The following is a 13,946-nucleotide window of genomic DNA, read 5'->3' on the forward strand; positions in this document are numbered from 1 at the left end:
TCGGGAATGATCCCGCCCGCCAATCGTTGGAATCACCGATGAGCGAAGACATCGCCACCGAGGTCGACCTCGACCTGCTCACCGAGACCCTCGAGTACATCCGCCCGGCACTCCAGGCAGACGGCGGCGACCTGGTGCTGCTCGGGGTCGAAGACGGCGTGGTGAACCTTCAGCTGGTCGGAGCCTGTGGCGGCTGTCCCATGTCGACGATGACCCTGACCGCCGGGATCGAGCGGATCCTCCTCGACCGGGTTCCCGGAGTGGTCGAGGTGAACGCAGTCTGAGGTTCACCGGAGCCGCCCGCCGATTGCGGGGACGGTGCCACCGGTAACCTCCCGGCGTGATCACCGCACCCGAGGCCCTGGTGTCCGCCGTCACCGCAGGTGACCGCCGGGCGCTGGCCCGTCTGATCACCCTGGTCGAAGACGACCTCCCGGGTGCCGCCGAGGCGTTGAGGGAGGCGTTCACCGCCGCCGCACCCTCCCACCGCATCGGCATCACCGGAGCACCCGGCGCCGGGAAGTCGACGCTCACCGACCGGCTCATCGCCGCCGCCCGTGACGCCGGCGAGACCGTGGCGGTGCTCGCCGTCGACCCCACCAGCCCGTTCACCGGCGGGGCGGTACTGGGCGATCGGGTGCGGATGCAGGATCACGTGCTCGATCGGGGCGTGTTCGTGCGCTCGATGGCGAGCCGCGGCCACCTGGGCGGGCTGGCAGTGGCCGCTCCCAAGGCGCTGCTCGCCATGGAGGCCGGCGGGTTCTCTCGTCTGATCGTGGAGACCGTCGGCGTGGGTCAGGATGAGGTGGAGGTGGTATCCGCCGCCGACACCGTGGTGGTCGTGGTCACCCCCGGCTGGGGAGACGGGATCCAGGCCGCCAAGGCGGGGATCCTCGAGATCGGGAACGTGTTCGTCGTCAACAAGGCCGACCGGGAAGGGGCCGCCGAGACCGTCGCCGATCTCCGGGCGATGCTCGACATGGGAAGCCATGACGGCTGGGTGCCGCCGGTCCTGGAGACGGTCGCCGTCGAGGACCGCGGAGTGGCCGAGGTGTGGGAGGCGATCCGGGCCCATCGCACCCACATGGGAGACCCGGGTGTGGCGCGTGCTCGGAGCCGCCGCCGGCTCTGGGAGTTGGAGACTGCCCTGGTGGGTGAGCTGAGGGAGCGGGCGCGTCGGGCGATGGACCAGGGCTCGCAGCTGGTTGCGGCGGTCGCCGCCGGTGAGACCGACCCGTGGACGGCTGCCGGGATTCTCGCCGCACGCTGACGCGCTGCGGGCCGGCCCCGGGGGACCGGCCCGCAGACCACTGACCAACCCGCTCAGGCCATCAGGCCCTGGACGTAGCCTCCGACGGCCACGGCACAGAAGTAGTACCCGAGATCGATGGCATATGCGGTCTTGCTGGCGTTGAGCCAGATCACGCGGGCCATGAGCGCCGGGCCGATGAGGAAGAGTGTCACCATCAGGGCGGTGACCAGTGAGTGCTCGATGTCGTCGGCGGCGCCCATGTAGGCCACCCCGATCTGGAGCAGGAAGGCCTGCACCAAGCCGGGGATGTCCTGCTTGAGGTCCATCTTCATGCTGTACTCGGTGCCGTTCGCCTGGGCCCACTTCTTGCCCAGGCCGGGCCCGTAGAAGAGCATGGTGATCACGGCCAGCACCACGATGGTGGCGACGACGATCGCCAGCCAGTCGAGGTCACCCAGCGTCTCGAAGAACCCGCTGAAGGTCCTCACGGTCTTGCCTCCCTTTGGTCGATGGACCGGCAAACTAGCGGCGCCCTCTGGCCGCCGTCGGGGGATCCGGGGGGTTTCTTCTGCGACTCCTACCATCGCCTCCAGTCGCCCCTGGAGGTACCCATGACCCTGGTTCGTACCGATCGCCACGGTGCGGTCGCCGTGATCACCCTCGACCGCCCGCCGGTGAACGCCCTCGGGGCGGCTCTGATCGCCGACTTCGGTGTGGCGGTGGCCGAGGCGGCGGATCCGGAGGTGCGGGCCGTGGTCGTGACGGGATCCCCACACTTCGCCGCCGGGGCCGACATCGCGGCGTTCAAGACGCTGATGGACGAGGGAGGCAGCGCCGCCGAACTCGGGGAGGACCTGGGGCGGGTCCTCCAGATGCTGGCCGCCCTTCCCAAGCCGGTGGTGGCGGCGGTCCGCGGCTTCGCCCTGGGCGGTGGCCTCGAGCTGGCCATGGCTTGCGATCTGCGGATGTTCTCCGCCGACGCCCGCGTCGGTCAACCCGAGATCAAGCTGGGGGTCATTCCCGGGGCCGGAGGGACGCAGAGGCTCCCCAGGCTGATCGGTATCGGTCGGGCACGCGACCTCGTCTACACGGGAAGGATGGTCGACGCCGCCGAGGCCAAGGCGATCGGGCTGGCCGATCGCCTCGTCGCCGACGCCGAGTTGGACGATGCCGCCCTGGAATGGGCCACCGAGCTGGCGTCGGGCGCCACGGCGGCGATCGCCATCGCCAAGGCCGCCATCGACCGGGGATGGGACCTCCCGCTGCTTGATGCTCTCGGGCTCGAGGCGGCAGGCTTCCGGGAGGCGTTCGGGACCAGCGACGCCGTCGAGGGGGTCACCGCCTTCCTCGACAAGCGCCCACCCAGATTCCAGGGGGTGTGAGTCAGGGCTTGAAGCGGGCGGCAAGGCGGCGAAGGTTGCGGCGCCAGATGGCGCCGAGGATGGGGCGTGCTGCCCAGGCCCCCACAGGGCCCCCCAGGAACCAGGGGAACCGGATCTGTTCGGACCAGGTGAAGCGGGTTCCTCCTGCCTCTGCTGCCAGCGTGAACCGACCCGACCCGGTGAACAGGCCCTGATGGTGCACCCCCATCGTCTTCGGTGGGTCCCAGGCTGTGAACTCCATCACGTCGTTGGTGCGGAAGGGACCGACCCGGGTGGCGACGGCGATCCGGGTGCCCACTCCGGTTCGTGTCTCCCCGAGGAACTCGATCCCTTCGGCGTCGGCCATCCACTCGGTGTGGCTCTCCAGGCGGGACAGGTCCGCCCAGACCGCCTCGGGCGGGGCGGGGATGAACACGGAGACGGTGATGCCGGACATGGCGCCACGCTACCGGTCAACTCCTTCCAAGGGGCGTCGGTACCATCCCCTGCCAATGGTGACCAAGCGGGCGCGGAGATGGCTGACCCGAGCGGCGCTGGTCGGCTCGGTCGTGGTGTCGGGGACCCTGGCCGTCTCGGCGTGGTCGCTGGCCGGGTCGATCTCGGAGACGCTCCTGGAGTTCCCGCCACGATCCACCGCCGTGGAGGTGGTGGCGATCGACGACGACACGGTGACCCTGAGAGCCGCTGCATCCGTCTCTCGTCCCGGTCGGTGGGCGCTGGTTGGGGAGGATGCCTGGGTCGAGGTCGGTCCGGTCGTGGCCACGGCTGCGGGAACGGTGACCCGGCAGGTCATCGCGGTATCGGGTCGGCCCGGGGGGACGATGCGGATCGAGGCGGAGGCCTACGGTCCCGATCCGGGCGCCATGGGCATCGAGTTCGACGAGAGGATCGTCGCCGGGAGCGGAGGTGACCACTCGGTGTGGACCGTCGAAGGAACCGGAACCCTCTGGGTGGTGATGGTCCACGACGGTGACACCGGCCGCACCCAGGCGCTGCGCGCCCTGGAGACCGTCGTCGGGATGGGCCTGCCGGCGGTGGTGCCGGCGATGCTCGGCGCCGACGGAGCCCCCGAAGGCGGTCGCCCCGGCCTGGGCGCCGCCGAGTGGCGTGACGTCGAGGCGGCGATCGGCCTCGCCCTCTCGCTCGGAGCCGAGGAGGTTGTGCTCATGGGTTGGGGCACCGGGGCATCGGCGGCGCTGGTCACGGCGCGCCAGTCGCGTCACGCTCCCCGGGTGGCGGCGCTGGTGCTCGAGGACCCCCTGCTCGACCCGGGATCCATCGCCGAGGCCCGACTGCGAGAGGACAAGGTTCCCGGATTCCTCATCGGCTGGTCGAAGGCGGTGGCGGTGTTTCGCTTCGGAATCGACTGGGATCGGCTGGACCACCTGGCGGTCGCCGCAGATCAGACCTTGCCGACCCTGTTGATCCACGGATCGGCCAACGATCGACATCCGCCGGCGGCGACCGAGGCGTACGCCGCGGCGGCCCCCGAGGCCGTTGCGTTCGTGGTGCCCGGGGCGGGGCACGGAGAGGCATGGAACGTCGATCCTGATCGGTATCGAGCAACGCTGGAGGAGTTCCTGGCCAAGGTTGTCGTCGGGAGAGCGCAAGACGATCCCGAGTCCGACTGAGGTCCTCGCAGGGTTGCCGCCACCGGCATACTGGGGCTCGTGCCGTATCTGGATCACGCCGCGACCACACCGCTGCGCCCCGAGGCGGCCGAGGCGATGCGCCCCTGGCTGGGTGGATCCTTCGGCAACCCGTCGGGGGTGCACGCCGTGAGCCGCCGCGCCAAGGCCGCCGTCGAGGACGCCCGGGAGCGAGCCGCCTCCCTGCTCGGGGCGGCCCATCCCCTCGACATCGTCTTCACCGGTGGCGGGACCGAGTCGGACAACCTGGCCCTGTTGGGGGTGGCCCTGGCCGGCGGTCGGCGTGGCGGCGTGGTCACCACCGCCGTGGAGCACCCGGCGGTGCTCGAGACGGCCCGATTCCTGGAGACCCTCGGGTGCGCCGTCACCACCGTCGGAGTCGATGGGAGCGGCGTGGTCAGTACCGAGGCCCTGCTGGCGGCGATCGAGCCCGGTACGGCCGTGGTGTCGGTGATGACGGCGAACAACGAGACCGGCGTGGTGCAGCCGGTGGCGGAGGTGGCCGAATGGCTCGAGGGCACCGGGGTCCTGCTGCACACCGACGCCGCACAGGCGGCGGTGTCGCGCTCGGTGACCCTTGATGATCTCGGTGCCGACCTGGTGTCGCTGGCGTCCCACAAGCTGGGCGGCCCGCAAGGCGTCGGCTTGCTTGCGCTGCGCCCGGGAATCGTCCTGGAGCCGTTGCTCCACGGCGGTGGTCAGGAGTTGGGGAGACGCAGCGGCACCCACAACGTCGCCGGGATACTGGGGCTGGTGTCCGCCATGGAGGCGGCGTTGTTCGACCGGAAGCGCTTCGTGGCCGAGGTGGGGGAGGGGCGCTCCCGCTTCGAATCGGCGATCCTCGCCGCCGTGCCCGGCGCCAGGGTGACCTCCGGTGATGCCGATCGCCTCGTGCAGCACAGCCACCTGCAACTCCCGGGTGCCGATGCCGAGACCCTCCTGGTGCGTCTCGATGGGATGGGGGTATCGGCCGCTGCGGGCTCGGCATGCCACAGCGGAGCCATCACGCCGTCGCACGTCCTCACCGCCATGGGCCTCTCCCCGGCGGACGCAGCATCCTGCGTTCGGTTCTCCTTCGGCTGGGACTCGGTCGCCGAGGACGGGGAGGTGGCGGCATCGGCGGTGATCGCAGCCCTGGGGGCGAGCAGATGAGGGCCCTCGTCGCCATGTCCGGTGGAGTCGACTCGAGCGTGGCGGCGGCCCTGACGCTCGCCGAGGGCCACGAGGTGGTCGGGGTCACCCTCAAGCAGTGGGTGGGGGAGGACGGCCGGCTCCCCGCCACCGGATGCTGCACCGTGGCCGACGCCGAGGACGCCCGCAGCGTCGCTGCCCGCCTCGGAATCCGCCACTACGTGCTCGATCACGTCGCCGACTTCACCCGGGAGGTCGTGGATCGGTTCGTGGCCGGCTACCGGGCCGGCCTCACCCCCAACCCGTGCATCGAGTGCAACCGGCGGGTGCGGTTCGGGGCGCTGTTCGACCGCCTCGAAGCCCTGGGTTGCGACTTCCTGGTCACCGGGCACCACGCCCGGGTCGTGCGGCGGGACGGATCGGCCCGACTGCTCGTGGGGCGTGATGGCGACAAGGATCAGTCCTACGTCCTGCACATGCTGTCCTCAGACCGGTTGGAGCGGGTGCGCCTCCCCATCGGCGAGCTCACCAAGGCCGAGGTCAGGGAGCACGCCTCCCGGCTCGGGTTGCGCACCGCCGCCAAGCCGGACAGCCAGGACCTGTGCTTCGTCGACGGCGATTACCGCCAATTCCTCGCCCGGCGCGCCGGCGTCGGCCAGGCGGGAGAGGTGGTCGATCGCGGCGGCAACGTGCTGGCCGTCCACGACGGCGTCGGGCGGTTCACCGTCGGTCAGCGACGTGGCCTCGGGATCTCCGGCGGCGAGCAGCGGTTCGTGCTGGAGACCGACTCCGCCACCGGGCGCGTGGTGGTCGGCAGTCGCCACGACCTCGCTTCTCGGGGGTGCATCGTGTCGGAGGTGGGGTTCATCGGTGCCGCCGAGCCACCCGGCACCGAGGTGGCGGTGAAGGTGCGCTATCGGACGCCGCCGGTCCCGGCGCGCATCTTCCCCGAGGGCGACGAGTGGCGGGTCGAGTTCCAGCGCCCGCAGGAGGCCGTGGCTCCCGGCCAGGCTGCTGTGTTCTACCGTGGTGACGAGGTGCTGGGTGGGGGAACGATCTTGACCACGGTGGCGGCGTGAGCGGGATCTCCGAGCGGATCGAGGATCTGCGTCGGCTGATTCGGCATCACGGGCACCGCTATCACGTGCTCGATGTGCCCGAGATCTCCGACGCCGAGTACGACGCACTCTTCCGTGAGCTGTTGGAACTCGAGGAGGCAAACCCGGAACTGGTGGCCCCCGACTCGCCGACCCAGCGGGTGGGCGCCCCTCCCGACGGTGCCTTCGCTCCGGTGGCGCACCGCAGCCCGATGTTCTCCCTGGACAACGCCGAGAGCGCCGAGGACCTCGACGCCTGGGCGGGCCGGGCCGTCCGGGTGCTGGGCCGGGAGCCATCTGGATACTCCTGTGAGCTCAAGATCGATGGAGTGGCGGTGTCCCTCACCTACGAGGGAGGACGGTACGTTCGCGGCGCCACCCGCGGGGACGGGGCCGTGGGGGAGGACGTCACCGCCAACCTGCGGACCCTGGAGCAGCTGCCCCTGGTGATGCTGGGCGAGGGCGCTCCGGGTGTCATCGAGGTTCGCGGCGAGGTGTACATGCCCGAGACCGCATTCTCCGCCCTCAACCGGACGCAGGCCGATGCCGGCGAGCGGATCTTCGTCAACCCTCGCAACGCCGCCGCCGGGGCCCTGCGGCAGAAGGATCCGGCGGTGACCGCCTCCCGCCGTCTCGCCCTGTGGGTGTATCAGATCGGGTACATGGAGAGCGACCCGGGCCTGACCACGCACTCCGAGGCCATGGCATGGCTGGCGGATCGCGGCTTCCCGGTGAACCCGGCGTCGCGCGTGGTCTCCGATCTCGACGGCGTGAAGGAGTTCGTGACAGACGCCGAGGGTTCACGGCACTCCCACGGCTATCAGACCGACGGTGTGGTGGTGAAGGTCGACTCGCTCGCCGAACAGGCCGTCCTCGGGTTCACCGCCCGTTCGCCGCGTTGGGCGATCGCCTACAAGTTCCCACCCGAGGAGCAGACCACCCGCCTCGTTGCGATAGAGGTGAACGTGGGTCGAACCGGTGCGGTCACTCCGTACGCCGTCCTCGAGCCGGTGTTCGTCGGGGGTGCCACCGTGACCAACGCCACCCTGCACAACCAGGACGAGGTGGCGAGGCGCGACCTGCGGATCGGGGACACAGTGGTCGTGCGCCGCGCCGGAGACGTCATTCCCGAGGTGGTCGCTCCGGTCGTCTCCCTGCGAACCGGGAAGGAGAGGGTGTGGCGGATGCCGGTGCAGTGCCCGTTCTGTGGGAGCCCGATCGTCCGCAAGGAGGGCGAGGCGGTGGCGCGTTGCACCGGCGGGTTCTCCTGTCCGAGCAGGCTGCGCGAGCACCTGGTCCACTTCGCCGGACGGGGGGGGATGGACATCGAAGGCCTGGGGTACAAGACGGTCGACCTGCTCCTGAACCGGGGCCTGGTGCGGGATCCGGCCGACATCTTCACGCTGCGTCCCGACGATCTGAGGGGACTGGAAGGCTGGGGTGAGGTCTCGGTGGGGAACCTGATGGCTGCGATCGACGTCGCCCGGCGACGCCCGCTGGCCCGGTTGTTGACGGCATTGGGGATCCCTCTCGTCGGTGCGACCGTGGCCCGCATGCTCGCCCGACGGTTTGGTTCGATGTGGTCCCTGCTCGACGCCACCGAGGAGGATCTCGCCGCCATCGACGGGGTGGGGCCGGAGATCGCCGGTTCGGTTCGAGTCTGGGGGTCCGATCCGGAGAACCGTGCCCTGGTCTCCCGGTTGGAGGCGGCCGGGGTCGCGATGGAGGAGTCGGTTCCGGGTGCTCGGTCGGCGATGCTCGACGGGGTCACGCTCGTGGTGACCGGAACCCTCGACGGGTTCTCTCGCGACGAGGCGCAGGTGGCGATCGAAGAGCGCGGGGGCCGGGTCACGGGCTCGGTGTCGGGGCGCACCACCGCCGTGGTCGCCGGAAGCGAGCCCGGGGCCTCCAAGCTGGCCAGGGCGTCCGAGCTCGGGATACCGGTGATCGACGAGGCCGTCTTCGAGCGCCTGCTTGCCGAAGGGTCGGGAGCCCTCGCCGGGACGGATGTCGCCGACTCCGTGTAGCGTGGCGCCCATGCTGTTCAGTTCGCCTGGCGTGAGCGCGTCGTCGCCGCAGGCATGAGCCACCGGCTGGCCGGTTTTCCCCGGCGTGTGATGTGGACCCGCGGCGAGGGCTGCGCCGAACTGGCGACGGCCATCGGACCCGCGGTTCAGGTGGAAGGCGACCTGCGCTCCGCCGTGATCAAGGGTCGGGCCGACCTGTTGGTGGCCCGCAAGCTCACCTCGTTCGACCTGGTGGGCGTCGCCGTCCCGCACGGATTCTCCGCTCCCGAGGTCGCGGGGGTTGTGGCTGCAGTCGGTGGCGGGCCGCACTCGGCCCTGGCAGCGGTGGTCGCCGGGAGGCTCGCCGCCTCGCTCGGTGTCACCGGTTCGATCGCCTCCGCATCTGCGTCCAGTGAGGACGACGCCGCCGCCGAAGGGCTGCTGGCGGAAGTCGGTTCTCTGGTGCCTGAGATGCCCGCCAAGGTGGTACGCGCCGCCAGCGCCCGGCATCTCGTGGATGGCCTCCCCCATGGATCCCTGCTGGTGGTGGGTGCCCCGGGCGGCTCCTGGATGCAGCGCCAGTTCTTCGGTCCCGGGCGGCAGTTGGTGGTCCGGGCATCGGCGGGGGCGGTTGTGGTGCGCAGCGCCCCGGCACGCTGCTTCCACGCCATGGAGGAGGCTTCCCCGTTCGGTCCGGCGATGCCAGTCGCCGAGGCACGGCGGCTGTTGATCGACTCGTCGGCTCCGGTGGTCGACGCCGGGGTGCTGGTAGGGATCGTGCGCCGATCTGCACTCATCGATTCAGCCGGGGGGACGGTCGGTGACGTTTCCGAGGATCCGGTGTTCGTGAGCGATGCCGATCCTCTGGAGGCGGCAGCCGACCTGCTCGGCTTCATCGATCCGGTGCCGGTGGTCGACTCTTCCGGCCGGCTCAAAGGCGTGGTTCGGGGTTGAGCCTCCTCGGCGAACCGGTGGGGCAATTGCCGCCTTCGGCGCCGGCCCGCTCCGAGATCCGCGGCCGCGGTCTGATACTGAGGCGGCCCGACCCTGTCGGCGACGTCTCCGACCTGTACTCGGCCACGCACGGTGCCCCGGAGTGTGAGGCGGTGTGGGAGTACATGGGGTACGGCCCCTGGTCCGACGAGTTTCAGATGGCCGGGTGGATGGCGTCGACGCTGGACTCGGCGGACCCCTTCTGGTGGGTCGTGGAGTCGGAGGGCCATCCGGTGGGGATGGCGGCGGTGCTCAACGTGGACCAGATCCACCGGCGAGCCGAGATCGGCCACATCTGGTACGTCCCGTCGGTTCATCGAACGACGGTCAACACCGAGGCGGCGTACCTGATGATCCGGGAGTGCTTCGAGACGATGGGCTCGCGGCGCGTGGAGTGGAAGTGCGACGCCCTCAACCTTCGGTCCCGGGAGGCGGCACAACGCCTCGGTTTCGTGTTCGAAGGCGTGTTCCGGCACCACATGATCGTGAAGGGCCGTAATCGCGACACGGCGTGGTTCGCCATGACCGCCGACGACTGGCGAGGCGCTCGTCCCATGATCGAGGCCTGGTTGTCGGATCCGAAGCCGGGCGGCCTGCGGGGCGGATGACCGATCCGGTCAGATCACCCGAAACGACCAGGTGAACGAGCCCGGGTCTGGCCGGCCCCCCGCAACCCGTTCCCAGGCGACCTCGACGACGTGGTCGCCCGGACCCCACGCTTCCACGATCCCACCCACGGCGGGCTGCCATCGAAAGGTGCCGGTGGCCTCCACCCACTCCACCTCCGACTCCGGGATCGGGGTGCCGTCGACCACCAGGTCGAGGCGGTAGCCGACCGGGAGGACCACCACGACCTCGGCCGGACTGACCACCACCGCCCCGGGGACGGGTTGCACCGATACCAGTGGCGGGGGAACCCCTTCGGGATCCCCCTGCGGAGCGAACGCCCATGCGGCGGCGATCACCGCAGTGGCGGCCGTGGCGAGCAGGGCGAGGGTGAACCGGTGGCGGCGGGCGCTCATGCCCCGATGGTAGGAAGGCCTTGCCCGGTAGCCCGCTACCGTTCCGGCGGATGCGCCGCAACCCCGTTCTCGACCGTCTCGGTGAGTACCCGATCGCCGAGCTGCAGAGCCTGGCCCGCAGCATGCGTGCCGCCGGGGAACGGCTCATCGACTTCTCGATAGGCGACCCCAGGGAGCCCACCCCCGAGTTCATTCGGGAGGCGTTGCGCCGGGCGGTTCCCGAGGCGTCGCAGTACCCGACCGTGGCCGGACTGCCCGAACTGCGCCATGCGGTCTCCGCCTATCTGCGGCGCAGGTTCGGAGTGGATGTCGATCCAGAGACCCAGGTGGTCCCGGTGTCCGGGGCCAAGGAGGCGATCTTCTCCACCCCGCTCGCCTTCATCGATCGCGCCGCCGGGGAGGCGGGTGCCTTCGCCACCCCGGGGTACCCGATCCACGAGAGGGGGCTGGTGTTCGCCGGCGCCGATACGGTCGCCATCAGGCTCGCCGGGGACTTCGTGCTGCGGTCCGAGGACGTCCCTGCCGCCTCCTGGGAACGCCTGCGTCTGCTGTGGACCTGCTCGCCGCACAACCCGACCGGGGCGGTGGCCGCTCTGGAGGATCTCGCCGACCTCTACGGGGCATGCCGGAAGCACGACACCCTGTTGCTGAGCGACGAGCCCTACACCGACATCTACGAGGGAGAGCCACCCCATTCGGCTCTCGAGGTCGCCGGCCCGGGTTCGCCCGGTGTCCTCGCCTACCTGTCGTGCTCGAAGCGGTCTGGCATGACCGGGTACCGGTGCGGCGCCGTGGTGGGAGATCCCGAGGCGATAGCCGCCCTCAAGGCCCTGCGCTCGTCGGTCGGGGTGGCACCGCCCGAGTTCGTCCAGGCGGCCGCCGCCGTGGCCTGGGCCGACGACGACCACGTGGCGGAGCGCCGCGCCGTCTTCGCCGCCAAGCGAAGGGTGCTGAGAGATCGGCTCGAGCTCGCCGGGATCCGGGTGGCCGGCGCGTCGGCAGGGCTGTACCTGTGGGTCGAGGTCGAGGACGACACCGCAGCGGCCAAGCGGCTGCTCGCCGAGGGCGTGGTGGTGTCGCCGGGAAGGGTGTTCGGCCCTGGCGGGGAGGGGCACCTGCGCCTCGCCCTGGTGCCGACCCTGGACGAGTGTGCCGAGGCGGCAGAAGTGGTGGCGAGATGCCTGCAAGCCTGATCGACGCCGTCTACGAAGACCTGAGCCGCATCGAGGAGGCCCGTGAGGCGGTGCTGGAGACGATAGACGCCCTCGACCGGGGTGAGATCCGGGTGGCGGAGAAGCGGGACGGGGAATGGGTGGTCAACGAGTGGGTGAAGCGGGCGATCCTGCTCTACTTCCGCCTCGCCGGGATGGAGACCTGGCGGGCCGGTCCGCTGGAGTTCCATGACAAGATCCCTCCCAAGACGGGGCTCGAGGCAGCCGGGGTGCGGGTGGTTCCCCCTGGGACGGTGCGCCGCGGGGCCTTCTGCGAGCCCGGTGTGGTGGTGATGCCGGGGTACGTGAACATCGGGGCGCGCGTGGGGTCGGGAACCATGGTCGACACCTGGGCCACGGTCGGATCCTGCGCCCAGATCGGCCGGGACGTGCACCTCTCCGGCGGTGTCGGGATCGGCGGGGTGCTGGAGCCGCCATCGGCCCGTCCGGTGATCGTCGAGGACGGGGCCTTCATCGGGAGCCGCTCCATAGTGGTCGAGGGGGTGATCGTCGAGGAGGGCGCGGTCCTGGGGGCCAACACCACGATCACATCGTCGACCCCGATCATCGACGTCACCGGTTCGGAGCCGGTGGAGCACCGGGGGAGGGTCCCCGCCAACTCGGTGGTCATCCCCGGCACCCGTCCCCGGGAGTTCCCGGCCGGCACCTTTCAGACCCAGTGCGCCCTGATCGTCGGCAAGCGGTCCGAGTCGACCGATCGCAAGACCACGCTGGAGGCTGCCCTCCGGGACTTCGGGGTCCAGGCGTGACCCTGGCGGGCGACCTGGCCTGGCTGGTCGACATCCCTTCACCCACGGGCAACGAGGAGGCCCTCAGAGACGCCCTGGGGGAGCGGCTCGCGGGACGCTCGCCCCGGATGGTGGGGAGCTCCCTGGTGGCGGGAAGGCGCACCGACAAGCCCCTGATAGTCCTGTACGGGCATCTCGACACCGTTCCCGAACAGGGCAACCTGCCCGCCCGGGTGGAGGGGGGGCGGGTCCACGGCCTGGGCGCCTCGGACATGAAGGCTGGCCTGGCGGTGATGGTGGCCCTGCTCGAGGATGCGGCTGTCGAGGCGGGCCCCCACGATCTGATGGCGGTGTTCTACGACGGTGAGGAGGGCCCCTATGAGGGCAACGGCCTCGAGGCGGTCCTCGATGCGGTCCCCGAGTTGGGCGAGGCGGCCTTGTCGATCGTCATGGAGCCCACCGACGGGGAGCTGCAGCTCGGATGTCAGGGGACCATGAACGCCCGGGTGGAGTTTGGCGGCACCGCCGCCCACAGTGCCCGGCCCTGGCTGGGGGTGAACGCCATCACGCGGGCGGGGAGGTGGCTGGCGGAGATGGACGGGATCGGCTGGCACGACGTCGAGGTGGCCGGGCTCGTGTTCAAGGAGACCTTCGCCGTGACCACCGCTACAGGCGGGATCGCCCGCAACGTGATCCCGGCATCGTTCGAGGTGACGGTGAACCATCGTTTCCCTCCCGACAGGACGCCGGCCGAGGCGGAGGCGCGGCTACGGGAGATCTGCAGTGCCGCCGACCGGGTCGAGATACTCGACTACGCGCCTGCCGCCCCGATCCCTTCCGGCAACCCCCACCTGGAACGCCTTCGGGACCTGGTCGGGATCGTGACCGCCAAGACCGCCTGGACCGACGTTGCCCGCCTGGCGGCGCGGGGCTTGGACGCGGTCAACTACGGGCCAGGTGAGGTGGCACTGGCGCACCGCGCGGACGAGAGCGCTTCCATGGCTGCCATGGAGCGGTGCCTGGCGGTGATGCGGGAGTTCCTGGGGTAGGGGTGGGGCCGAAGGGGGCAAGGGAGCGAGACACGCGCACGCAGGGTTGCCCCCCTCCCGGCTTCGCCGTACTCGCCCCTGCGGGGGTAGGAAATGCGGTGGCCGGTGGGTCGGGGGGCATGGAGGCGACTGAGGCTGCAACCGATCGCTCCGGCATCGACCTACCTGGCGCCCTCCTCGAGCCGTCGGGCCTCGGCTTCGGTGTGCTCCTGCTTGCGGCGCGTCTCGGCTTCCTCGGACTCCGCCAGGCGCCGCTTCTCGGCCTCGAGGCTCTCCTCGCGCTGCAGCCGTTCGGCTTCCATGCCGGCTTGTCGACGGTCGGCGTCTTGTGACGCGTCGTCGGTGTGGGCGGTCGTCATGTACCGAGGGTAGGTGTGGCGTCTGCCGTCGGTGGCGGGTTGCGCC

At 70.7% G+C, this 13,946-nt stretch carries 16 protein-coding genes; 12 read left to right on the forward strand and 4 right to left on the reverse strand.

What is annotated here, in order from left to right; all coding sequences use genetic code 11:
* The first annotated feature begins 38 nt into the window (after window positions 1-38).
* On the forward strand, window positions 39-284 hold the full coding sequence (locus QY307_10420; protein WKZ82481.1) for a NifU family protein: 246 nt from the start codon (window positions 39-41) through the stop codon (window positions 282-284).
* A 59-nt stretch (window positions 285-343) separates the two neighbouring features.
* On the forward strand, window positions 344-1,270 hold the full coding sequence (meaB, locus tag QY307_10425) for a methylmalonyl Co-A mutase-associated GTPase MeaB (GenBank protein ID WKZ83795.1): 927 nt from the start codon (window positions 344-346) through the stop codon (window positions 1,268-1,270).
* A gap of 53 nt (window positions 1,271-1,323) precedes the next feature.
* On the opposite strand, the gene QY307_10430 is transcribed toward meaB, so the two are convergent.
* Entirely contained in the window at window positions 1,324-1,740 is a 417-nt protein-coding gene (locus QY307_10430) for a DUF1761 domain-containing protein (GenBank protein WKZ82482.1), read from the reverse strand.
* 123 nt (window positions 1,741-1,863) lie between these two features.
* Between QY307_10430 and QY307_10435 the strand changes: the two genes are divergently transcribed.
* Complete coding sequence (locus tag QY307_10435; GenBank protein ID WKZ82483.1) at window positions 1,864-2,634, forward strand: enoyl-CoA hydratase/isomerase family protein; 771 nt, start codon at window positions 1,864-1,866, stop codon at window positions 2,632-2,634.
* Between the two features lies 1 nt (window position 2,635).
* On the opposite strand, the gene QY307_10440 is transcribed toward QY307_10435, so the two are convergent.
* Complete coding sequence (locus tag QY307_10440) at window positions 2,636-3,070, reverse strand: SRPBCC family protein (GenBank protein WKZ82484.1); 435 nt, start codon at window positions 3,068-3,070, stop codon at window positions 2,636-2,638.
* A 55-nt stretch (window positions 3,071-3,125) separates the two neighbouring features.
* Here QY307_10440 and QY307_10445 point away from each other — a divergent pair, with 55 nt between their 5' ends.
* From QY307_10445 to QY307_10470, 6 genes are read left to right on the forward strand one after another with little or no spacing between them, the layout of a single operon-like run.
* Complete coding sequence (locus tag QY307_10445; protein ID WKZ82485.1) at window positions 3,126-4,265, forward strand: hypothetical protein; 1,140 nt, start codon at window positions 3,126-3,128, stop codon at window positions 4,263-4,265.
* Between the two features lie 39 nt (window positions 4,266-4,304).
* Complete coding sequence (locus QY307_10450) at window positions 4,305-5,435, forward strand: cysteine desulfurase family protein (protein ID WKZ82486.1); 1,131 nt, start codon at window positions 4,305-4,307, stop codon at window positions 5,433-5,435.
* The gene (gene mnmA / locus QY307_10455) at window positions 5,432-6,493 is read left to right on the forward strand and encodes a tRNA 2-thiouridine(34) synthase MnmA (protein ID WKZ82487.1); all 1,062 of its coding nucleotides are present in this window, start codon (window positions 5,432-5,434) and stop codon (window positions 6,491-6,493) included. Before QY307_10450 ends, mnmA begins: the two co-directional genes overlap by 4 nt.
* Window positions 6,490-8,538, forward strand: a complete 2,049-nt coding sequence (gene ligA, locus QY307_10460; protein WKZ82488.1) for an NAD-dependent DNA ligase LigA — start codon at window positions 6,490-6,492, stop codon at window positions 8,536-8,538. The genes mnmA and ligA overlap by 4 nt, the downstream gene beginning before the upstream one ends.
* Before the next feature lie 54 nt (window positions 8,539-8,592).
* Window positions 8,593-9,471: a CBS domain-containing protein gene (locus QY307_10465; GenBank protein ID WKZ82489.1), complete on the forward strand. Its 879-nt coding sequence runs from the start codon at window positions 8,593-8,595 to the stop codon at window positions 9,469-9,471.
* A complete protein-coding gene (locus QY307_10470; protein ID WKZ82490.1) occupies window positions 9,468-10,118 on the forward strand; it encodes a GNAT family protein in 651 nt (216 codons plus the stop codon). The genes QY307_10465 and QY307_10470 overlap by 4 nt, the downstream gene beginning before the upstream one ends.
* Before the next feature lie 9 nt (window positions 10,119-10,127).
* Here QY307_10470 and QY307_10475 read toward each other — a convergent pair whose 3' ends face one another.
* The gene (locus QY307_10475) at window positions 10,128-10,532 is read right to left on the reverse strand and encodes a hypothetical protein (GenBank protein WKZ82491.1); all 405 of its coding nucleotides are present in this window, start codon (window positions 10,530-10,532) and stop codon (window positions 10,128-10,130) included.
* Window positions 10,533-10,582: 50 nt separating this feature from the next.
* On the opposite strand from QY307_10475, the gene QY307_10480 reads away from it, so the two are divergent.
* From QY307_10480 to dapE, 3 genes are read left to right on the forward strand one after another with little or no spacing between them, the layout of a single operon-like run.
* On the forward strand, window positions 10,583-11,725 hold the full coding sequence (locus QY307_10480) for a pyridoxal phosphate-dependent aminotransferase (GenBank protein WKZ82492.1): 1,143 nt from the start codon (window positions 10,583-10,585) through the stop codon (window positions 11,723-11,725).
* A complete protein-coding gene (locus tag QY307_10485) occupies window positions 11,710-12,513 on the forward strand; it encodes a 2,3,4,5-tetrahydropyridine-2,6-dicarboxylate N-succinyltransferase (GenBank protein WKZ82493.1) in 804 nt (267 codons plus the stop codon). The genes QY307_10480 and QY307_10485 overlap by 16 nt, the downstream gene beginning before the upstream one ends.
* A complete protein-coding gene (gene dapE / locus QY307_10490; GenBank protein ID WKZ82494.1) occupies window positions 12,510-13,541 on the forward strand; it encodes a succinyl-diaminopimelate desuccinylase in 1,032 nt (343 codons plus the stop codon). The genes QY307_10485 and dapE overlap by 4 nt, the downstream gene beginning before the upstream one ends.
* Window positions 13,542-13,702: 161 nt before the next feature.
* Here dapE and QY307_10495 read toward each other — a convergent pair whose 3' ends face one another.
* Entirely contained in the window at window positions 13,703-13,900 is a 198-nt protein-coding gene (locus QY307_10495) for a hypothetical protein (protein ID WKZ82495.1), read from the reverse strand.
* Window positions 13,901-13,946 lie beyond the last annotated feature (46 nt).

This window comes from Acidimicrobiia bacterium, assembly GCA_030584185.1.
Taxonomy (GTDB): Bacteria; Actinomycetota; Acidimicrobiia; order Spongiisociales; family UBA11373.

Coding starts and splice junctions, on each gene's coding strand:
- QY307_10475 (WKZ82491.1), bottom strand. CDS start 10,532: ATGAGCGCCCGCCGCCACCGGTTCACCCTCGCCCTGCTCGCCACGGCC.
- QY307_10440 (WKZ82484.1), bottom strand. CDS start 3,070: ATGTCCGGCATCACCGTCTCCGTGTTCATCCCCGCCCCGCCCGAGGCG.
- QY307_10465 (WKZ82489.1), top strand. CDS start 8,593: ATGAGCCACCGGCTGGCCGGTTTTCCCCGGCGTGTGATGTGGACCCGC.
- QY307_10485 (WKZ82493.1), top strand. CDS start 11,710: ATGCCTGCAAGCCTGATCGACGCCGTCTACGAAGACCTGAGCCGCATC.
- QY307_10435 (WKZ82483.1), top strand. CDS start 1,864: ATGACCCTGGTTCGTACCGATCGCCACGGTGCGGTCGCCGTGATCACC.
- QY307_10495 (WKZ82495.1), bottom strand. CDS start 13,900: ATGACGACCGCCCACACCGACGACGCGTCACAAGACGCCGACCGTCGA.
- QY307_10445 (WKZ82485.1), top strand. CDS start 3,126: ATGGTGACCAAGCGGGCGCGGAGATGGCTGACCCGAGCGGCGCTGGTC.
- QY307_10480 (WKZ82492.1), top strand. CDS start 10,583: ATGCGCCGCAACCCCGTTCTCGACCGTCTCGGTGAGTACCCGATCGCC.
- QY307_10420 (WKZ82481.1), top strand. CDS start 39: ATGAGCGAAGACATCGCCACCGAGGTCGACCTCGACCTGCTCACCGAG.
- mnmA (WKZ82487.1), top strand. CDS start 5,432: ATGAGGGCCCTCGTCGCCATGTCCGGTGGAGTCGACTCGAGCGTGGCG.